18 protein-coding genes are annotated in these 20,823 nt (G+C 66.1%); 11 read left to right on the plus strand and 7 right to left on the minus strand.

Features of this window, described 5'->3' with window-relative positions; translation table 11 throughout:
* The 6 genes from HPY83_16145 to HPY83_16170 all read left to right on the plus strand — a co-directional run.
* The coding region (locus HPY83_16145; protein ID NPV09476.1) for a hypothetical protein at positions 1-319 on the plus strand (319 nt) is incomplete at its 5' end.
* 76 nt (positions 320-395) lie between these two features.
* Positions 396-1,610 (plus strand): cell division protein FtsA, encoded by a 1,215-nt coding sequence (gene ftsA, locus HPY83_16150; GenBank protein NPV09477.1) that lies wholly within the window; start codon positions 396-398, stop codon positions 1,608-1,610.
* 81 nt (positions 1,611-1,691) lie between these two features.
* Complete coding sequence (gene ftsZ, locus HPY83_16155) at positions 1,692-2,735, plus strand: cell division protein FtsZ (protein ID NPV09478.1); 1,044 nt, start codon at positions 1,692-1,694, stop codon at positions 2,733-2,735.
* Between the two features lie 224 nt (positions 2,736-2,959).
* Positions 2,960-3,421, plus strand: coding sequence for a transcriptional repressor NrdR (gene nrdR, locus HPY83_16160; protein NPV09479.1), 462 nt, complete (start codon positions 2,960-2,962; stop codon positions 3,419-3,421).
* Between the two features lie 6 nt (positions 3,422-3,427).
* Complete coding sequence (locus HPY83_16165) at positions 3,428-5,761, plus strand: vitamin B12-dependent ribonucleotide reductase (GenBank protein ID NPV09480.1); 2,334 nt, start codon at positions 3,428-3,430, stop codon at positions 5,759-5,761.
* A 178-nt stretch (positions 5,762-5,939) separates the two neighbouring features.
* Positions 5,940-7,523 carry a radical SAM protein gene (locus HPY83_16170; GenBank protein NPV09481.1) on the plus strand — a complete coding sequence of 528 codons (1,584 nt, stop codon included), beginning with the start codon at positions 5,940-5,942 and terminating at the stop codon, positions 7,521-7,523.
* Here the strand turns inward: HPY83_16170 and HPY83_16175 are convergent.
* From HPY83_16175 to HPY83_16185, 3 genes are read right to left on the minus strand one after another with little or no spacing between them, the layout of a single operon-like run.
* Positions 7,509-8,666 (minus strand): glycosyltransferase family 9 protein, encoded by a 1,158-nt coding sequence (locus HPY83_16175; GenBank protein NPV09482.1) that lies wholly within the window; start codon positions 8,664-8,666, stop codon positions 7,509-7,511. The genes HPY83_16170 and HPY83_16175 overlap by 15 nt on opposite strands.
* Positions 8,644-9,864 (minus strand): glycosyltransferase, encoded by a 1,221-nt coding sequence (locus HPY83_16180; GenBank protein NPV09483.1) that lies wholly within the window; start codon positions 9,862-9,864, stop codon positions 8,644-8,646. The genes HPY83_16175 and HPY83_16180 overlap by 23 nt, the downstream gene beginning before the upstream one ends.
* Positions 9,865-9,875: 11 nt before the next feature.
* Positions 9,876-10,904: a glycosyltransferase family 4 protein gene (locus tag HPY83_16185; protein NPV09484.1), complete on the minus strand. Its 1,029-nt coding sequence runs from the start codon at positions 10,902-10,904 to the stop codon at positions 9,876-9,878.
* Positions 10,905-11,176: 272 nt separating this feature from the next.
* Between HPY83_16185 and HPY83_16190 the strand changes: the two genes are divergently transcribed.
* The 5 genes from HPY83_16190 (at position 11,177) to HPY83_16210 (ending at position 19,250) form a co-directional block, all read left to right on the plus strand.
* Positions 11,177-13,927 carry a hypothetical protein gene (locus HPY83_16190; protein ID NPV09485.1) on the plus strand — a complete coding sequence of 917 codons (2,751 nt, stop codon included), beginning with the start codon at positions 11,177-11,179 and terminating at the stop codon, positions 13,925-13,927.
* Positions 13,928-13,941: 14 nt separating this feature from the next.
* Positions 13,942-14,934 carry an NAD-dependent epimerase/dehydratase family protein gene (locus HPY83_16195; protein ID NPV09486.1) on the plus strand — a complete coding sequence of 331 codons (993 nt, stop codon included), beginning with the start codon at positions 13,942-13,944 and terminating at the stop codon, positions 14,932-14,934.
* 108 nt (positions 14,935-15,042) lie between these two features.
* On the plus strand, positions 15,043-16,710 hold the full coding sequence (locus tag HPY83_16200; protein ID NPV09487.1) for an NAD(P)H-hydrate dehydratase: 1,668 nt from the start codon (positions 15,043-15,045) through the stop codon (positions 16,708-16,710).
* Positions 16,711-16,719: 9 nt separating this feature from the next.
* The gene (locus HPY83_16205; protein ID NPV09488.1) at positions 16,720-17,958 is read left to right on the plus strand and encodes an amidohydrolase; all 1,239 of its coding nucleotides are present in this window, start codon (positions 16,720-16,722) and stop codon (positions 17,956-17,958) included.
* Positions 17,959-18,242: 284 nt separating this feature from the next.
* Positions 18,243-19,250, plus strand: a complete 1,008-nt coding sequence (locus HPY83_16210) for a Gfo/Idh/MocA family oxidoreductase (GenBank protein ID NPV09489.1) — start codon at positions 18,243-18,245, stop codon at positions 19,248-19,250.
* 105 nt (positions 19,251-19,355) lie between these two features.
* Here the strand turns inward: HPY83_16210 and HPY83_16215 are convergent, their stop codons facing one another.
* The 4 genes from HPY83_16215 to nifU form a co-directional block, all read right to left on the minus strand.
* On the minus strand, positions 19,356-19,730 hold the full coding sequence (locus HPY83_16215; GenBank protein NPV09490.1) for a hypothetical protein: 375 nt from the start codon (positions 19,728-19,730) through the stop codon (positions 19,356-19,358).
* Between the two features lie 14 nt (positions 19,731-19,744).
* Complete coding sequence (locus tag HPY83_16220; GenBank protein ID NPV09491.1) at positions 19,745-20,032, minus strand: hypothetical protein; 288 nt, start codon at positions 20,030-20,032, stop codon at positions 19,745-19,747.
* Positions 20,033-20,087: 55 nt separating this feature from the next.
* A complete protein-coding gene (locus HPY83_16225) occupies positions 20,088-20,339 on the minus strand; it encodes a hypothetical protein (GenBank protein ID NPV09492.1) in 252 nt (83 codons plus the stop codon).
* Between the two features lie 98 nt (positions 20,340-20,437).
* Positions 20,438-20,821, minus strand: a complete 384-nt coding sequence (nifU, locus tag HPY83_16230) for a Fe-S cluster assembly scaffold protein NifU (GenBank protein ID NPV09493.1) — start codon at positions 20,819-20,821, stop codon at positions 20,438-20,440.
* Positions 20,822-20,823: the final 2 nt, after the last annotated feature.

The raw sequence follows: 20,823 nt of genomic DNA on the forward strand, positions 1-20,823 counted from the left end.
GCCCTACGGAACAGCCGAGGGGCTGCCGGTGATGCAGTTGGTGGGAGCCGACTCCGGGGCACCCAGCTTGCCGGGACGGGTGCTGACCGGCTTGACTGCTATGAGGGCTGCCTTTCCCGAGCGCACCGAGTACCTATACCGTGCCGGACGAGGGTTCGAGATCCGGTCCGAACGCGGGTACCCCATCTACCTGGGAGACGCAGCCGATCTGGACCTGAAGCTGCAGATGCTGGCGGCGCTGGAACGGGACCTCGATGCCCAGCGGCACATGCCGGCGTTCATAGATCTCTCCTCGGTGGAAGGAGCTTACTACCAGTGAGGGCGTCGGCGCGAGCGGGTGTGGGAGCCAAGATCGGCTGTAGGCCGTGGCGGGTGACCTTGTGCAGGATTGGCCAGTGAGGCGATCGGTAGCGGCCATTGACATCGGTTCCACCAAAGTGGCAGCTTTGGTGGGAGTACCCGACGGTGGCGCCGTCCGCGTCGTGAGCGCGGGAGTGGTGGCTAGCAGTGGGGTGGACAGAGGCATCGTGGCCGACCTCAGGGCAGTGACCGAGAGCGTCGCCGAGGCAGTCCGCCTGGTGGAGAGGGGCGCCGGTGCGCGGGTAGATCGTGCGTACGTGTCGGTGGGCGGTCCGCACATACTATCCCACAACGCTCGGGGGGAAGCGGCCGTATCCCGTCCTCTGCGAGGAGTGGAAGCCGAGGACGTGGACCGGGCTCTGGCCGAGGCCAGGACGGTGTCGCTGCCCCCCGAGCGCCAGGTGCTTCACGTAGTCCCTCGGGGCTACTGGCTTGACGGCAATGTCCAGGTCAGAGATCCGATTGGGATGGCGGCCTACAGGCTGGAGGCCGAGGTGCACGTGGTTACCGCTCTGGCCAGTAGCGTGCGCAACGTCGTCCGGTGCATAGACGACGTGGGCATCGAAGTGGCTGGGCTCATCCTCTCGTCACTTGCTTCGGGTGAGGCCACCCTGACCGAGAGCGAGCGAGACATGGGCATTGCTCTGGTTGACATAGGCGGCGGGACGACCGATATTGCGGTATACCTGAACGGCGGTGTCTGGCACACGGCCGCCATTCCTACCGGCGGCAATCACATCACAGGTGATTTGGCCGTGGGGCTTCACTGCCCGATAGAGGTAGCCGAAGACGTGAAGCTTCGCTTTGGGCATTGCCGACCGGCCGAGGTGGAGGCTGGTGAGCGGGTCCGGGTTCCGGGCTTTAACCGGAATGGGAGCTGCGAGATCCCCCGAGGGGCTGTGGTGGAGATCGTAGAGGCGCGGGTGGAAGAGATCTTCAGCATAGTGCTCCGGGAACTGCGGCGCTCTTCCTACGATGGCCTTCTTTCGGCGGGTGTGGCTCTGTGCGGGGGTACTGCCAATCTCCCTGGCATAGCTGAGCTGGGCGCCGAGGTGCTGGGGATGCCCGTTCGGGTGCTGACGCCCCAGAGAGTGGAAGGGCTGATCGACGTGGTCGGGGAGCCGGCCCATGCGACGGGCGCTGGGCTATTGCTGTGGGGAATGCGGCGGCCGGAGCCGACGGATGAACTGGTGGACGTGGGGCTGCTGGGCAAGATGGGTAGGGTGCTGAGGGGGCTCTTGCCCGGTTGAGTGGGGTCAGACCCTGCCGGGGCCCGGGCAGCTAGCTGCGCAGGGACGAGGATGAGGAGACGAGGGTAAGGAGACGGGGGCATGGCCAAACAGGAGCAGCCGGAGAACTTCGCACAGATAAGGATCATCGGAGTGGGCGGCGGGGGCACTAATGCTGTCAACCGGATGATTGAGGCGGGCGTCAAGGGGGTGGAGTTCATCGCCGTCAACACGGACGGGCAGGCCCTGATGCTTTCGAAGGCGCCCACTCGAATCAGGATCGGCGACAAGGTCACCAAGGGTATGGGATCGGGGGGCGACCCCGAGATGGGGCAGAAGGCGGCTGAGGAGAGCGCGGACGAGCTTTACGAGGTGCTCCAGGGCGCCGACATGGTGTTTGTCACCGCGGGCGAGGGAGGCGGGACCGGGACGGGAGCGGCACCGGTGGTGGCCAGGATCGCCCGAGAGGCCGGGGCTCTCACGGTGGCGGTGGTAACCAAGCCATTCTCCTTCGAGGGCCGACGGCGGGCCCAGGTTGCCGAGGAGGGCCTGGCCAAACTGAAGGAGAATGTGGACACCATCATCGTGATCCCCAATGACCGTCTGCTCCAGGTGGTGAACAACAAGACCCCCATGAACACTGCCTTCGCCGTGGCGGACGACGTCTTGCGTCAGGGCGTACAGGGCATATCCGAACTCATCACGGTTCCTGGATTGATAAACTTGGACTTCGCCGACGTTAAGGCGATCATGCACAACGGGGGCGCGGCTCTGATGGCCATTGGCTTGGGCAAGGGCGACAAGCGGGCCGTGGAGGCGGCGCAGCGGGCGGTGACATGCGAGCTCCTCGACGTGAGCATCGAGGGAGCCAAGTCCATTCTCTTCAACGTTACTGGGGGCGCCGATCTCACCCTGCATGAAGTGAATGAAGCGGCGGAGATCGTGCGCGAGGCTGCCCATCCTGAGGCCAACATCATCTTCGGTGCGGTGGTGGACGCTGACCTAGAGGATGAGCTTCGCATCACCGTGGTCGCCACGGGGTTCGATGAAGCGGCTCAAGCCAGCCGGGCCAACATCCGGGAGTTCCCGGTCAAGGCCTTCTCCAGCGATGACATAGACATTCCCGCGTTCCTGCGCCGCCGGTAGTAGACCGGCTCCCTCCAGAGGCCCCGGGGCAAGAGACGCCGACGGCCCAAGAAGCAGTCGGCGTCTCTTGCCGTCTCGGCTAAGTCGTCAGCAATCTTAATCCACAACGGAGCCATCGCCCATTGACTGCGGGCGAGCGGGGCACTATACTACGGCTACTACAGGTAGTATGTTACGAGTGGTACCCTACAACCCCTCGTCAGTCATGCTCTTGGAGAACAGATGTGAAATGCCCCTACTGCGGGTCCCCGGAGTTCCGAGTTCTAGACACGCGTGATACTGAGGACGGGATTCGTCGCCGTCGGGAATGTGGGCGGTGCCAGGGCCGCTTCACCACGTACGAACGGCTGGCGCCCACTGTGTGGGTGATAAAGCGCGATGGCCGACGAGAGGAGTTCGATCCAGAGAAGATCATGGAAGGAGTGCGGAAGGCTTGCGCCAAGCGGCCAGTGAGCACCGAGACCATAGAGCGGCTGGTGAGCGAAGTGCAAGACCTGGTGGCGGGCGGGGGCAGAGCCGAGATCTCGAGCCAGGCCATCGGGGACCTAGTGATGGAGCGGCTGCGTCACATTGACGAGGTGGCGTATGTGCGGTTCGCATCAGTATATGTGCCGTTGGGTGACCTTGATAGTATCAGGCGCGAGATCGAAGACATGATGCGGGATCAGCGAGACAGGGAGGCCTGAGTGGTCATGGATGACAACCCATTGGCTCGGGAACGTTTGAGAGAGCCCCGGCTAAGCGAGAACGCCATTCAGCTTCTGGAGCGGCGCTACCTGCGCAAGGACTCCACAGGGCAGCCCGCCGAAACACCCACAGAGATGTTCGTCCGGGTGGCGGAGGCCGTTGCCGGTGCTGACCGCGAGCTCGAGATGGCGACCGACGTGGATGAGACGGCCGAGGGCTTCTACCGCATGATGGCCGAGCTGGACTTCCTCCCCAACTCGCCCACCATCATGAACGCCGGCACCGATCTGGGCCAGTTAAGCGCCTGCTTCGTCCTTCCGGTGGAGGACGACATGCGTAGCATCTTTGAGGCCGTGCGCAACACTGCTCTCATCCATCAGAGCGGCGGCGGCACCGGTTTCAGCTTCTCCCGGCTGCGTCCGGCGGGGGATGTAGTGCGCTCCACTGGTGGCATCGCCAGCGGCCCGGTCTCCTTCATGAAGGTGTTCGATGCCGCCACCGACGTCATCAAGCAGGGCGGGCGGCGGCGCGGGGCCAACATGGGAGTGCTCCGCGTGGATCACCCCGACATCCTGGAGTTCATCGAGTGCAAGAGCCAGGAGGGCGTCCTGGCCAACTTCAACATCTCCGTCGCCATCACTGACGAATTCATGGCTGCTGTGGAGCGAGGTAGTGACTACGCCCTGATCAACCCTCGCACAGGGCAGGTCAGTGGTAGGTTGGACGCGCGGGAGGTGCTCACACGCATTGTACAGGCGGCCTGGAGGAACGGCGAGCCGGGCGTGATCTTCCTCGATCGGATGAACCGGTTCAACCCCACTCCGCATCTGGGGGATTACGAGTCCACCAATCCCTGCGGCGAGCAGGTCCTCCTGCCCAACGAAAGCTGCAATTTGGGGTCGGTCAACCTCAGCCAGATGGTGCAGAAGGGGCGGATCAGCTGGGACAGGCTGCGCGCGGTGGTGTACCAGGCGGTGCATTTCCTGGACAACGTGATCACGGTCAACCGATTCCCCCTGCGGGAAATCCAGGACGCCACCCTGCTGACCCGCAAGATCGGCCTGGGAGTGATGGGTTTCGCCGACATGCTCTTCCGGATGGGCATACGCTACGACTCTGAGGCTGCTGAGGCAGTGGCGACCTCGGTCATGGAGGCGATCTCGTTCTGGAGCAAGGAAGCCTCGATGGAACTGGCGGCGCGACGCGGGGCGTTTCCTGCCTTCCGGGGTTCGCGGTACGAGGAGGGCTGGCTTCCCGTCTACCGGGGGGAGTGGAAGCGGATGCCAGAGGCGCCCGAGTTTCCCTGGGAAGAGCTGGCCCGGGAGGTGGCGCGGAAGGGCATCCGCAACGCCACCACCACGACCATCGCCCCCACTGGCTCCATTAGCTTTGTGGCCGGGTGCAGCAGCGGCATCGAGCCAGTGTTCGCCCTAGCGTTCACACGCCACGTGCTGGACAACCAGCAGTTTGTGGAGACGAACCCGGCCTTCGAGGAGGTCCTGCGAGAGAGGGGCATCTACAGTGAGGAGCTAGCCCAGAAGATTGCTGCCTCGGGCAGCCTGCAGGGCGTCGAGGTGGCCGAGGATCTGCGCAACATCTTCGTGACTGCCCACGACATATCGCCCGAGTGGCACATTCGCATCCAGGCTGCTTTCCAGCGCTTCACGGACAACGCCGTGAGCAAGACCATCAACTTCCCTCATCACGCCACCATCGAGGACGTGGCCAGGGCTTACGAGCTGGCGTACTCGCTCGGGTGCAAGGGAGTGACCGTGTATCGAGACGGGAGCCGTCAGGCTCAGGTGCTCACCCGGGGGACCAAGCCCAAGGAGCAGGAGGCGGCGGTAGCGGAAGTGAGGCCGGACGGCAAACGAGCCCCGCGGCCGCGCCCGGTCATCACCCGCGGTCTCACGGAGAGGGTGGCCCTTGGGTGCGGACGCAAGGTCTACATAACCATCAACGAGGATGACCTGGGCTTGTGCGAGGTCTTCCTCCAGATGGGCAAGTCCGGTGGTTGCACTGCCTCGCAGTCTGAAGCCATAGGCCGACTTATTTCGCTGGCCCTCCGTTCCGGCATCGAGGTGACGGAGGTCATCAAGGAACTCAAGGGCATCCGCTGCCCGTCGCCCGCCTGGCACAACGGCAATGTGACCCTCTCCTGCGCTGACGCGATCGCGAAGAGCATCGAGCGCAACCTGGGCGTGAATGGAGGCAAGGTGCTCAAGCAGACGGAGTGGGCGATGGACTTCAGCCCGGAGTGCCCCGAGTGTGGCGCCATCGTCCAGTTCAAGGAGGGCTGCGTGGTGTGCGCCAATTGTGGCTACAGCCAGTGCTCCTGAGAAGTCGGATGTCTCCTCTCCTTCTGGGCCAGAAGGCGGCGGACATGTCCGCCGCCTTCGGCTTGGCACAGGGACTGCGACACCGCGGTGGAGCGGCAGCGCGGCTGGCGCCCGTTGGGCTTCCCAGCTCCCTGGCGGGCGGACGTGTTCAGGCTGAGACGGGAGGTCCCGGGTTCTGATGTCGGTCCCCTGGCCGCTGGTGGAGAAGGCTCGCTCGGTGCTGGCCCAGGAGCGAGGTGCGGTGGTGAAGGACTGGGGCGGTCGGCTGCCCGTGGCCCTGGTCTACCCCAGTCCGTACTTCGTGGGCATGAGCAGCCTCGGTGTCCAGACGGTGTACCACCTGCTGAACCAGCGCGAGGATGTGGTCTGCGAGCGGGTCTTCCTTGCTCTGGACCGGCGGGGCAAGGCCACGGAACCGATCTCGCTTGAGTCGCAGCGGCCGTTGTCCGACTTTCCCGTGATCGCCTTCTCGGTCTCCTTCGAACTCGATTACCCCAACGTAGCGCGGATTCTGCGTGATGCCGGCATTCCGGCGCTGCAGTCGGAGCGGCAGGGTTGGCCGGTAGTGATCGCGGGAGGCGCCGCGGTCACGGGCAACCCGGTGCCTCTGGCTCCGCTGCTGGATGCTGCCTTTGTGGGAGAGGTGGAGGAAGCTCTGGAAGTGCTGGTGCCGGCGCTGGCCGAGGCAGCAGCCCAGCCCCGAGATCTTGGTGCCTTGGCACAGGTGCCCGGTGTGTGGGTGCCGGCCCTGCGCCAGAACGGTGCGGGCGGACTTCGAGTGCGACGCGTGTGGGCTGGCGATCTGGACCGCTGGCCCACGGCCTCAGTCATCGTCACCAAGCTCACGGAGTTTGGCGACATGCACCTGGTGGAGGTGGCCAGAGGGTGCGTGAGGGGCTGCCGGTTCTGCCTGGCGGGCCACATCTACCGGCCCCTGCGCGAGCGTTCGGTGGAGGCGGTGATGGCAGCCGCTGAGCCGGGGGTGCGCGAAGGGCGCACCGTGGGGCTGGTGGCGCCGTCGCTTTCGGATGCGCGTGGCCTGGGTGAGGTCTTGCGTCGGCTTGTGGACCGAGGGGCGCGGGCATCCGTCTCTTCGCTGCGTGCGGACACCGTAGACGATGAGTTGGTGAGCCTCCTGGTGCGGGCTGGCAACCTGAGCATCACCATCGCTCCTGAGGCGGGGTGCGACAGGCTGCGACGACTGATCGGCAAGGATCTGGAGACCGACGACATACTGCGATCGGCCGAGGTGGCCGAGAGACACGGGTTGGCGGAGATCAAGCTCTACTTCATGGTCGGCCTGCCCACCGAGACCGATGACGACGTGAAGGAAGCGGCCCGGATAGTCCTTCAGGTGCGATCTCGGTTCAGCCGGAGGCTAGTGGTCAACGTGGCTAGCTTCATCCCCAAGGCGAACACGCCCTTTCAGTGGCAGGGCATGGCCCCACCGGAGGTGTTGGAGGCACGGCTGAGGCTCTTTGAGGGCGAGTTGCGGGGATCTGGGGTGACCATCCGGTCCGAGAGCCCGCGATGGGCTCGCCTGCAGGCGGTCTTCTCCCGCGGCGACGAGCGCGTGGGGCTGGCGCTGGCAGGAGCTGCTGGCTGGTCGCGCAGCCAATTGGAGCGGGCGTTGGACGATCAAGGAGTGGACCTGGCCAGGGAGACCGGGCCCCGAGTTCTGGGAGAGCCGCTTCCCTGGGACTTCATCGAGTCCGGCCTCCCTCCTCGGTACCTGGAGCAGCGGGCTTCAGTGGTGGGCTAGATCGAGCGCAGCCTGGAGGACGTGCTCGACGGGGACAGCGGCCATGCAGGCCAGCGGCGGGTAGGCAGCGCAATGATCAAGGTTCCCGCAGGGCCGGCAGGGCAGCTCAGCCGCCAGCACGCGGTGGCGCTCGGGTGGGCTCCAGGGACCGAACTTGGCCTCGTCGGCTGGCCCGAACACGTGCACTGTTCGACCGCCCAGGGCTGCAGCCAGGTGGAGTGGGCCACTATCCGAGCCTATGGTCACTCGAGCCCGGCTCAAGACCCAGGCTAGCTCGGAGAGCTGGAACTCGCCCGCCGCTGGTATACCGCCCGGGCAGGCGCCGGCGACGCTCTCCACCAGGTCAGCCTCGCCCAGGCTACCGGTGACGATCACAGGCAAGCCAGTTCGCGCGTGCAATCCCCGGAGCAGGGAGCGATAGCGGGCCTCGGGCCACAGCTTGGTGGGCGAGCCGGCGCCCGGATGGACGCAGATGTAGTCACGGTCGTGCCCCACGGCGCGGGCCAGCCACTGGATGGCTACCGCAGCTGACCGGTCGGGAACGGTTAGGGCGAGCGGTGGCTGCCCTGGCAGGGCGGGCGCATTCTCGCAGGGACGTCCTAGGTCGGCCGCGTAGCGGCGGGTGAGCACCAAGTTGGCGGCTACCTCGTGCGTACCGTCCTCCGGTGGTAGAGCGGTACTGAGGAAGGGCTTGGTCTCGGGGGTCTCCCAACCGTAGCGCGCCGGTATGCCGGCGAAGGCTGCGGTCATGGCGCCCCACCAGTGGTCCGGGCGGGCGATCAGGCAGGCATCGTAGCGCCCCGTCCAGTCGAGGGCCAGCCGGGCCGATCGGGCGTAAGGGGCCATCACCGGGGGCTTGGGCCCACGCTGGAATCCTGGGAACGGATGGACTTCCACCCGGTCCACTCCAGGGAGCAGCTCCACCACCCCGGCGGACCAGGGGCCGATCGCCAGGGTGACGTGGGCCTCAGGCACGGCGGCCCGCAACTGGCTCAGCGCAGGCGATAGGAACACGAGGTCACCGATGTGATCAGGCCTGACCACCAGGACGCGGGGCTCTCCGCCACGCATGGGCCGGCCCTCTGGCGCCAGGCGGGCCGCCATCTTGAGCAGGGCGAGCCTAGTCTGAGATCGATCTGGCATAGACGGTCTCCAGGCGAGCATACACGTGCCGCCAGTCCAACGGTTGAGCCAGGTTGCGGTATGCGGCCGCACCCAGAGCCGCCGCCAGGGGTTCATTTCTGGCCACCTCGATGCAGGCGGCCGCTAGTCCGTCTGAGGTGTCCGCCACCAGCGCGTCCCGCCCCGCAACTGCGTCGTAGCCCTCCATAGCCACTGAAGTGGCCACCAGCGGCCGCCTCAGAGCCGCCGCTTCCAGGATCTTTAGCTTGGTGCCGGCGCCGATCCGCAATGGCACCACCACTGCAGTGGCGGCGCTAACGTACGGTCGGACGTCAGGGACCTCCCCGGTGATGTGGACGTTGGGTAGATTCTGAAGAGACAGGACGTGGCGGTTGGGTTCGCGGCCCACCACCCAGAAACGTGCGTCGGGGATGCACCGGCGGATGAGCGGGAAGACGGACCGAGCGAACCACAGGGCGGCGTCTACATTGGGCCGAAAGTCCATCTTCCCGGGAAAGACGAAGTGAGGCCCTGGGAGCCGGGTCACCTCCTCAGCTGGAGGCGCGGCGACATAGCTGGCCAGGTCCACCCCGTTGGGGACCACAGCTATGGGGGTGTCCACCCCCAAAGCCCGCAGGGCCAGAGCATCCTGCTCGGACATCGCCAGTACCGCGTCGCATTGCTGGCAGACGCGGCGTTCGTAGCGGCGCAGGCTAAGCCACTGCCAGGCCGAGTAGGCCGCCATCGGCCAGCGCCTAGGCCGGGTGAGATCCACCGCCAGGGCACGGCGCTGCAGCACGTACTCGGCGTTGTGCTGGTCGAGAATGACCGATGCTTCTGGCACAGCTCTCCTGACGGTGGGCAGCACGTAGGCCATGTCGAGGGCTTGCACCTGGACTATGTCGGGGCTCACTCCAGGCAGTTCCCCAGCTAGCAGCCGTAGCAGCTCGAGCGAGTGCGAGCGCCGCGCCATGTCCGGCTCGGAGCTAGCGAGCATGGCTCTGAACCGCTGTCGCAGGGAGCGCGCAGGCGGGCTGGGCAGGAGCCGCAGCTGCACTCCCGCCTCCTGCAGAGCATGGGGCCAGAGACGTGGGTCGCTGAACCCGTAGGCGTAGACCTGATGGTGCTCGGCTGCCCTGAGGATCAAGTTGTAGTTGCGGATGGGCGTGCCACCATCGGGCGGAGAGACTAGCCGCTGGGCGACGAAGACAACCCGCACGGACAGTGCCTCTAGCTGGCCAGGACCGAGCGGTACAGAGCCAGGGTGGCTCTGGCCATCCGCTCCACAGAGAAGTTCTGCACCCGGTCAAACCCGCGCCGCACCAGGGCATCTCGTAGATAGGAATCGGAGAGCACGCGCATGAGAGCCACGGCCAAAGCCTCGTCATCGTCAGGGCTGACCAGCAGCCCGGCGTCTCCGACCACCTCGGGCATGGAGGAAGTATCGGACACGATTACCGGGGTGCCGCACGCCATGGCCTCCAGCGGAGGGAGGCCGAAGCCCTCGTAGTGACTGGGGTAGGTGAGGACCGAAGCAGCGTTGTAGAGGTAGACCAGCTCTGCATCGGGCAGGCGACCCAAGAAGCGGACGGTATCCTGTAGCTTCAGCTCCTCGTAGACCTGCAGCACCTCGTCGTACAGCCATCCCCACTGGCCTACCACCGCCAGAGCCAGGTCCATCTTGTGCTGGTCCTTTAGCCGGCGGATGGCGCGCAGGATGGTGGGCAAGTTCTTCCTGGGCTCGATCGTGCCCACGAAGATGGCAAATCGCTCTGGGAGGTGGTAACGCCGACGCACCGCATCAACGGCCTCGCGGTCATCCAGCCGCCGGTAGATGGGGTTGATGGCCTCGGGAATCACGGTGACCCGGTCCTCTGCCACTCCCAGGAGGCGAATCACATCACGTTTGGTGCTCTCCGACACAGCGATGATCCGGTCCGCACTGCGCACCGCCTGATCAATCTGACCGTAGTAGTGAGCGCTCTCACGAGTGAGCAGGTGAGGGTACATCAGGAAGGCGAGATCATGCACCGTTATCACCGACTTGAAGCTACGCCGGAAGAGGGGGATAAAGTCAGGGCTGTGAAGCAAGTCCAGGTGCAGGCGAGAGAGCTCCACCCGCAGGCCCCATTGCTCGAACCGGTTGTGAGGCGGCGTCCACAGTGGTACGGATCGGAATGGCGTCTCGGGCAGGTCAGACGGCCTGTGCTTGCGGCTGCGGAGGACGATCACCTCCTCCTCGGGATCCACGCTGCCCAAGCCCTCGAGCAACCTGAGTATGTACTGACTGATGCCCGCCTTGGTGTAGTGCAGAAGACGCGCATCTATAGCTATTCGCCCCTGGCTGGGGCCGCCGGTTATCAGGGATTCCCCTCCGCACGGGCATTATAGGTAAGGCTCGGAAGGCCAGTCAAAGGTACCTGTGGCGTCCCCTGCGCGCAAACCCTATAATCGGCCTCATGCATCTTCCTCAGTCTATGCTCGCCCCTTGGAGGCTCCCACGGCTGTCCGGACATGTTGGTTGGGCGCGCGTGTGGCTGCCGACTGTGGTGCTGACGCTGGCAGCCACGGTACGCCTTGTCGGATTGGCCCGCGTACCTCCCGGCCTCCAGCATGACGAAGTGTTCAAGACCATCTTCTCCGAGCAGGTCAGGGCGGGGCACTTCCCGGTGTTCTTCGACCTCAACGGCGGCAATGAGCCCTTCTTCGCCTATTTGGTCACCGGGACTCTGGCGTTGTTCGGCCCCAATGTCCTGGCGCTCCGATGGCCGGCCGTGGCGGGCGGTCTGCTGGGCGTCGCTTCGGTCTGGTGGACTGCGCGGCGGATGTTCAGCCTGCGCGTGGCTGCTCTGGCGACCATACTCATGTCGGTGTCCCTGTGGCACGTGATGGATAGCCGAGTATCGCTGCGGGCGATCTGGCTGCCTACCATCATGACGCTCAGTTACGGATTCCTGTGGGGCTGGCTCCGATCTGCTCGGAAGGGAGAGCTCCTGATTGGGGCCGGGCTGCTGGGCCTGAGCCTCTACACCTACACGTCGGCGGTGCTGGGAGTGGCAGTAGTTGTGGCCTTCGGCCTGCTCTGCCTGGCCAGTGCCGACACCCGGAAGGCTGGGCTTGGGCTGGTGGCGGCATCAGCAGTAGCTCTGGCCCTGGGGCTGCCTCTGGCTCTCCACATGGCCCGAGTGCCGGAGGCCACCGTCAGGGTGCGGGCCCTGGACCAGGGCCTGGTCGCGTTGAGAGCCGGCGATCCGATGCCGGTGCTGACCAGCGCCGCCAAGGTCGCGGGCATGTTCGCCGTGACGGGCGATCCCGAGTGGCGCTACAACGTCAGCGGAAGGCCGGTGTTCTGGCCAGTTCTGGGGCTGGCCCTCTACGCCGGAATGTGGGCCTGTTGGCGGAAGCGGAAGGAACGGCAATACATCCTGGCGACGCTGTGGCTGGTGGTGAACCTGGGGGCCAGCGCCGTGACGAGTGGCGCTCCATCTTCTCTCCGCGCCCTAGGCGCGGCGCCCGCGGCCTATGTGGTGGCGGCGTTGGGATGCTGGTGGCTGTGGGATGCGGCTGTGCGGCAGGGCTGGCACCGTGCGGCCAGCGTGGCGCTCGTGGCAGTCGTTGCAGCGGAGGCGGCCTCCAGCCTATACGGCTACTTCGTCACCTGGCCCCGCCACCCGGAAGTGCGCGAAATCTACCGGGCAGACTTAGCCGACGTTGCCGGGTACCTGGCCCAATCGAACTGGACCGGCGAGGTGATGCTGAGTGTGGAGTACGCTGCCGACCTGGACCGCCTTAGCTTCGAGTACCTGGGCTTCACCGACACGCGGCCCAGGTACTTCGACGGCAGCCACACGCTGATCATTCCCGACGGGCCGGCCTTGATCCTGGTGCCCCGCCTCAGGCCCATAGCCCCGGCGCTGGTCCCGGTGCTGCAAGGGACGGCCCAATTGGTGGCGCAGGAGCCGAGGTTCGATGCCTGGCTGGTGCCCGGCGCGAACCGTGACTCCGGGCACCTCGCGTCTTCGCTCGCCTCTGAGCTGGCCCGGACCGAGCTCCCGGCGGAGGTTGAGGGGCCCTGGCCCGGGCCGGTGCTCAGGATCCGGGGAGTGGCAGTGCCCGGTGAGGTAGTGGCAGGAGAGGCACTGGAAGCCGTGGTCCGCTTCGAGGTGCCCGTGCCGGCGCCTGGCGGCCGGAGCATCAAGCTCTTCGGTCACCTGCGTGACCAGGCCGGATTCCTCTGGAGCCAGGCTGACGCCTTGACCTACCCTACCAGCGACTGGCGGGTGGGAGACGAGGTCTATCAGGTGCTCTCGCTGCCGATCCCGAGCGACATGCCGGGCAGCACCGTCCATCTGGAGGTAGGGGTATACGAGGACGCCGGTGGACCCTTCCAGCTGTTGCTGGGCGCGGAGCGGTTGCCGTTCACCCGACTGACGGCGGGGCACAGCCTCGTCGTGAGCGGGGGAGGGGCAGGCCCGGACGAGGTGAGGACAGAGATGGCTTCGGGCTTGGTCCTCGGGCACAGCCATCTGGCCGGGAGCTCGGTCGTATCCCGTATCCTCCGGCCGGGGGGGGACGCAGAGGTCTGGTTGTGGTGGGAGGGAGAGCCGGACGTCTCTTCCGGTTGGGCCCTTCGGCGCCAGGGGGAGGAGGTGCCGCTTCGGGAAGTGGCGCGTAGCGCATCCGGCAGCGCCCAGCCCGGCAGGCTGATGCGCGATCGAAGGAGGCTTGCTGTGCCCCCGGAGGCCGCCAGGGGCGAGTGGGAGCTGGTCCTGCGCGCCGGGCCCAACCTCCAAAGCGAGACGTCCCTGGGACCGGTCTTCGTCGCCGGAGTGGAGCGGGACTTCAGCGTCCCGGTGCCGGCAGTGCCCGCGGACGTCGAGTTCGAGGGACTGGCCCAGCTGACCGGTCTGGCGCAGCCCATAGAGAGGGTGCGCCGAGGCGACTCCCTGTCGGTCGAGCTTCTGTGGCGGTGCCTGCGAGCGTTCGAGCGGGACCATACTGTGTTCGTGCACTTGGTCAGCGCCGAGGGCCGAACGGTGGCGGGGCACGATGGGCCGCCGGGAGGAGGAACTCGGCCGACGCGGAGCTGGCTCCCTAACGAGACCGTGCACGATCCGCACGTGCTGCACGTCCCTCCGGACATGGCTGCGGGGACCTACTACCTGGTGGCTGGGCTCTATCTAGCTGACGTCCCCGGCTATCCTAGGCTGGGCGTGTCCCGCGCCGGAACGGCGGCGGGGAGCGACTCTGCCATCATAGCTGCAGTCGAGGTTGTGGAATGAGTGAGCGGTCGGCGATTCCGCTGGAACAGGGCTTCCTGGGTAGTCGCGTGATGATCACCGGCGGTCTGGGGTTCATTGGGAGCAACCTGGCGGCGGCCCTGGTGGACTTAGGGGCCGAGGTGCTGCTGGTGGACTCGCTCATCTCGCGGTACGGGGGCAACCTGTACAACATCGAGCCGGTGAGCTCCCGAGTTCGGGTGAACATCGCCGACGTCAGGGACGAGCACAGCATGAACTACCTGGTCCAGGGGCAGGACTACATCTTCAACCTGGCGGGGCAGGTGAGCCACCTGGACTCGATGGAGGATCCCTACACCGATCTGGAGATCAATTGCCGCAGCCAACTCTCCATTCTGGAGGCCTGCCGCAAGCATAACCCCAGCGTCAAGGTGGTCTATGCCGGAACGCGGCAGCAGTACGGGAGGCCGGACTACCTGCCGGTGGACGAGCGCCATCTGATGCATCCCACCGACGTGAACGGGGTGAACAAGATGGCGGGTGAGTGGTACCACATTATCTACAACAACGTGTATGGCATTCGGGCCTGCAGCCTGCGACTGACCAATACGTTCGGCCCCCGGATGCGGATCAAGGATGCCCGGCAGACCTTCCTAGGGTGGTGGTTGCGGCTGCTGCTGGAGGGGCGCGAGATTGAGGTCTATGGTGACGGCCTGCAATTGCGGGACTTCAACTTCGTGGACGACGTGGTGCGCGCCTTCCTGCTCGCAGCACTGCGAGAGGAGGCCAATGGTCAGGTCTACAACCTGGGATCGCCGGAGCCAATATCACTTCGTGATCTGGCAGCTCTACTAGTTGAGGTACACGGGAGCGGTACCTGGCGACTGGTGCCTTGGCCCGAAGAACGCCGGGCCATTGACATCGGCTCCTACTACGGAGACTATACCAAGGCCCGGCAGTCTCTGGGCTGGGAGCCCAAGGTCAGTCTGGCTGAGGGGCTCAAGCGCACCATCGCTTACTTTGGGGCCAATCTGGAGCACTACTTGTGATAACTACCCGCCGATGGCCTCTGCCCCTCGCGCCATCGCCATCGGGGAGCCGAGCGGAGTCTAGGAGGCTATGCTAGCGACGGACCGGGGCAGTTGGGAGGCAACTGCATGAAGATCGTCACAGTGGAAGAGATGCGGCGCCTGGAGCAGCAGGCGGACGCGTCCGGGAATACGTTCGCCCAGATGATGGAGACCGCCGGCTTGCGGGCAGCGATGGTGGCCATGGATGTGTGTGAAGGTGCGGTGCACCCAGCCGTCGTGCTCGCAGGCCCGGGCAACAACGGGGGTGACGGCTTGGTCGTGGCCCGGCATCTGGCGACCGCCGGTGGCAGCGTGTACGTGCATCTGGCCCAGGAGAGGGATGCGAACGACCCGGTATGGCAGCCGCTTCAGAAGCTTGGCGTGGCCTACGCCGTTGGCGACGGGCCGGAGGCGCTGCAGACGCTGCGTGCACGCCTGGACGAGGCCGCGCTGGTGGTGGATGCCCTTTTGGGCACGGGAGCCCGGCCACCGGTTCGGGGCGCGATCGCATCCATACTGGAGCAGCTCCGTCAGTCGCTCCGTGCCCGTACGGAACGCCGTCCCGCCCTCCTGTCCGTTACGGCGCCGGGTTGCCTCGAGCCCGCTCCGCTGGTGGTGGCAGTGGACGTGCCCTCGGGCCTGGATGGCGACACCGGCGAAGTGGACGAGCTGACGCCCCGGGCCGACATCACCATCACCATGGGCCTGCCCAAGCGCGGCCTCTTCCACTTCCCCGGGGCGGAGCGAGTGGGCCAACTGGTGGTGGCGGACATCGGCCTGCCGTCGGCGCCTGCAGAACCGGGAGAGCCTGAGCTCCTCACTCCTGACCTGGTGCGCTCTCTGCTCCCGGCCCGGCCCCGCGATGGCCATAAGGGCACGTTCGGGTCGGTCCTAGTGGTGGCCGGATCCGCCAACTACACCGGGGCGGCGCTTCTTACAGCCGGCGGAGCGGCCAGGACAGGCTGCGGCCTGGTCACACTGGCGGGTGTGGGGCAGGTGCTGTCCGGCGCCGATGCCGTGGTGCCCGAAGCGACGCGCCTGTACCTGCCCGGGGAGATGGGAGTCATCGAGGAGAGCGCGGTTGGAGTCTTGCGCAAGGAGTGGGGGCGCTACCAGGCCATCGTGCTGGGGCCGGGCCTGACTACGGAACGTCCCGCCCACCAGTTCTTGACTCGCCTTCTGGAGGGCGCCGGAGGGGCGGCCCGCCGAGCGATCGGGTTCGTGCGCTCCGGCGCGGCTGCCGAGGGGCAGCAGGAGCCGGAGGGCCATCTGCCGCCCTGCGTCTTCGATGCTGACGCCCTCAACCTCCTGGCGGAGGAGCGCGGCCTCCTGGAACATCTGCCTAAAGACAGCATACTCACGCCCCACCCGGGGGAGATGGCGCGGCTGCTGCAGACAGACGTCGGCCAGGTCCAGGCCGACCGGACCGGAACGGCTATGGAGGCCGCCCGCAGGTGGCAAGTGGTGGTGGTGCTGAAGGGGGCGTTCACCGTGGTGGCCGCACCGGACGGCATGGTGTGTCTAGCGCCATTTGCCAACCCGGCGCTGGCTAGCGGCGGGACCGGGGACGTGCTCGCGGGCGCCGTGGGGGCCATGCTGGCTCAAGGCCTGAAGCCCTACGATGCTGCCAGGGTGGCGATCTTCCTGCACGGGCTGGCCGGGGAGTTCGCTGCCGCCGACATGGGTCGGTCGGGCGTCGTCGCCGGCGACCTTCTGACCTACCTTCCGCGCGCTCTATCATCGCTAATGCCCTGAGGTGACCTCATGACCGAGGATGTTCGGGCCTTGCTGGCCCGCGTGGACCAGGACTTCGAGTGGCTGGTGGAGTTCCAGCGCGACCTGCACGCCCACCCTGAGATGGGGTTCGAGGAGTATCGTACCGCCGGCCGGGTAGCCGAAGAGATGCAGCGCCTGGGACTCGAGGTGCGAACTGGGATCCTGGAGACCGGAGTGACGGCCACGCTGCAGGGAGCCCGAGAGCGACAGGCGGTGGCTCTTCGGGTGGACATGGACGCCTTTCCCATCGAGGAGGCCGAGGGACTGCCCTGGCGCTCGCGCCGCCCCGGAGTGGCCCACGTGTGCGGACACGATGCCCACACGACCATAGGGGTGGGCGTGGCGCGGGCTCTGGCTGGGCTGAAGGACAGGCTGGCGGGCACGGTGAGGTTCATCTTCCAGCCGGCTGAGGAGCGGCCGCGCGTGCTGGAGGAGGGCGAGCGGCCTTACCTGGAGGGGGTGCGGGCGATGCCGGCGGCGGAGCTGCTCATCGGCGAGGGGGTGCTCGATTCGCCGCCGATCCAGGCCATCTACGGCCTCCACCTGTGGCCGTGGCTTCCGGCGGGGCAGGTGGGCATCGAGGAGGGGCCGGCTATGGCGGGTGCGGCCAACTTCACCGCCAGCATCCACGGTCAAGGGTCACATGGGGCCGCTCCGCACTCCGGAGTAGACTCGATCGTGGCCGTGGCCCACGTGCTGAGCATGCTCCAGACCATAGTGTCTCGTCAGACACCGCCCGCCGAGCCCCTGGTCATCACTGTGGGCACGATCCGGGGAGGGGACCGACGGAACGTGATCGCCGACAGGGTGGACATAACCGGGACGGTGCGGGGGTTCTCGACCCCGCTGCTACGCGAAGTGGTGCCGGAGCGGATGCGAGCTATCCTCGAAGGGGTGTGCCGGGCGCTGGGGGCCACCTACGATCTGGACTACTACCCTCTGATTCTTCCTGTGGTCAACGACGGGGAGCTGGCCAGGCGCGCCAGAGAGGCGGTGGAGGCGGCGCTGGGGCCCGATGTCGTGGTGACATGGCTCGAGCGCGCGATGACTAGCGAGGACTTCGCCTGCTACGCGCAGCGGGTGCCCGGGCTGTACCTCAAGATCGGCTGCACTCGGCCAGGGGAGGAGCTGGTGCCCCTTCACAACCGGGCTTTCCGTTTCGACGAAGAGGCCCTGCGCGTCGGGACCAAGGCAGCAGCCGTGACTCTGGCGGCACGTCTGGCCTAGGCGGCAGGGGTATCGCAGCCCAAAGGGCTGCGATCACGGAGAGGAGGCAGCGAGGCAGGGAGGTGGCGAGAGCAGGGCAGCGCTGCGGGCGACGATGGCCGGGGTGGGCGTGCGGCCGGTGCGAACCTGCTGTGAGAACACCTGGTTGCAGTGTGGGGGCAGGACTGGGGTTGTCGCCAGCCCTCTGTCCCTCGGTGTGTTGTGGCCTGCTTCTGCGTACACTGCATTCTCAGCGGTGAAGCCCTATGGCGGGTCAGGTAGCGATACATCGTGGAGGTGACGAAGTGGAACGACTGCGCGTGGCAGTCCTCGGGATGGGCGTTATGGGAAACATGCACGCCCAGGTGTACCGGCACCTGGCCGAATCGGACTTGGTGGCTGCGGTGGAAACCGACCCGACCAGGCAGGTTCAGGTGCGAGAGCAGTTCGGCGTGCCCGTGTATGGTACAGTGGAGGAGCTTCTGGGCGGGGTGGATTTCGATGCCGCGTCCATCTGCCTTCCCGACGCCGGCCACGTCGAGCCGGCCGTGGCCCTCGCTGGTGCCGGCAAGCACCTGCTGGTGGAGAAGCCTTTGGCCACCACGATCCAAGGGTGCGACGCCATCATCCGAGCGGCCGGTGACGCTGGGGTGAAGCTGATGGTGGGCTTCACTCTACGGTTCGACCCGCGGTACTACCTGGTTCAGGAGGCGGTGGCCCAGGGAGAAGTGGGCGACGTGGTCTACATGTATGCCCGGCGCAACAACCTGATCTCTGGCGCCCGTCGGCTAGCCGGCCGCGTTACCCTGCCCTTCTTCCTCCAGGTACACGACGTGGACGCCATGCGGTGGATGGGGGGATCCGAGGTCCGCCGCGTCTATGCTTGCTCGACGCGCAAGGTGCTGCACGACCTCGGTGTGGACGACGTGGTTATCAGCTCCCTTCACTTCGAGGATGGCAGCATCGGATGCGTGGAGAGCAACTGGATCATGCCCGATGCCCTTCCCTCGCGGTTCGATTTCCGTCTCGAAGTGGTGGGAACCAAGGGCAAGGCCGACGTCGAGCTGTACGAGCAAGGGGCTTGGGTACACGATGGCAAGCAGCTGAGGATGCTGGACCCCACTTTCCGCCCCACGCTGTACAGTCAGCAACCGCTCATATTGAGGGAGGAGCTACAGCACTTCGTGCACTGCGTGCTGGAGGATCGCCAGCCGGTAGTGGGGGGCAAGGACGGGAAGGCGGCCACGGCGGTTGCCCTGGCTATCGAGGAATCCATTCGTCAGGGCCAGCCGGTGGACGTGGAGTACAGCTGAGCCGGTGCTGGCTGTCCTGACAGAACGCTGTCACCCCTGTGGCAACCGGGGGCCAGGTTAGCCTGGCCCCCGAGCAGTCTCAGCCGCGTGTGGGGTGCAGTGGCGCTAGGCTGGGCCCTCCTCGCGGGCGCCTTCGCCCTCCGATTCGCGGCGGATGCGTTCGCGCACTTCGGAGGCCAGACCCTCGGCCCGTCGGCGCTGCTCCTCGACCGCCTGCTCCGCCCGCCGACGCTGCTCCTCGGCGGCCTCCTCAGCCTTCCGCTGTAACTCGGCCGCTCGTTGTTGTGCTTCCTCGGCCAGCTGGGTGGCACGCTGCTGCGCCTCCTCGGTCAACTCGGTGGCGCGCTCCTTGAGCTCGATGCCCCGGGAGCGGATGTCTTCCCGCAGTTCGCGCCCAGACTCCGGAGCGGTCAGCAATGCCGCTACGAAGCCGGATGCTGCCCCGAGAACGAAGCCCATCCAGAAGTCCTTGCTCGTCATGGCGATATTCCCTCCTAGGTAACGCTACGCTTGCCGCCAAACACCACCTGCGCCGCCCGTCGCGCGGCCGCTCCGAACGACGCCACCCGGATCACGGGCTGTACTACGCTCTCGCTCACGAAGTCGGTCGTGCCTTTGACGATGGTCGCAGTCTCGTTGGCCGTGTCGAGCATAGGCGCGACTTCGTCGCGCAATAGCCGGGCGAGGCTACGCAACTGGAGCAGAGTCAGGATCAGAGTGAGACCGATGATAATGGACTCGATCGCGAGTATAACGATCGCTACGTCCCTCAAGTCCGCCAACAACTTACACCTCCACAAGCAGCGAGAGCGTGCAGCTTGTACGTCGGGCAGTATACTAGAGACGCGAGACCTTGACAATGGTCATGAGGAGGACACTGGCGAAGGCGCCTTCTATCGGTCGGAGGCGTCCCAGGTGCGGCAATTCCACGGGAAGCAGCCCGGCGAGGAGCTGACCGCCCGCGAAACCGATCAGGCTCGCCAGCCAAAGCCAGGTGAGCTGTCGCAGGGATCGGCCAAACAGGAGGTGATAGGCGGCGGCAAGGGCAGTGGCCAGCAGCAAGGAGAAGACAAGGCCGGCGACAGACATGTGGCACCTCCTCCAGGGGTACAGCAGCTGAGTGGCGTCCGGGGAGCGAGCCAGCCAAGTTCGCAGGGGGTTCGGCCCCCCCGGGCGGCAGGTGGAGGTCAGCCCGCCTGCCGCTTCTGCCGCTCGTAGTAGTCTTTGATGGCCTCGTGCAGAGCGTCGGCAGCCAGGTTGCTGCAGTGCATCTTGTTCGGGGGAAGGCCATCGAGGGCCTCTGCTACCGACTTGTTGGTCAGAGCCAGGGCCTCCTCGAGCGTTTTTCCCTTGACCAGCTCGGTGGTAATGCTGCTGGTGGCGATGGCGGAGCCGCAGCCGAAGGTGCGGAACTTCACGTCTGCCAGGTGGTTGTTCTCCACCTTGATGGTCATCTCCATGATATCCCCGCACACCGGGTTGCCTACCTTGCCCACGCCGTCGGCGTCCTCGATCACGCCGACGTTGCGCGGGTTGCGGAAGTGGTCCATCACCTTCTCACTGTACATAATCT

Source organism: Anaerolineae bacterium (assembly GCA_013178015.1).
Taxonomy (GTDB): domain Bacteria; phylum Chloroflexota; class Anaerolineae; order DRVO01; family DRVO01; genus Ch71.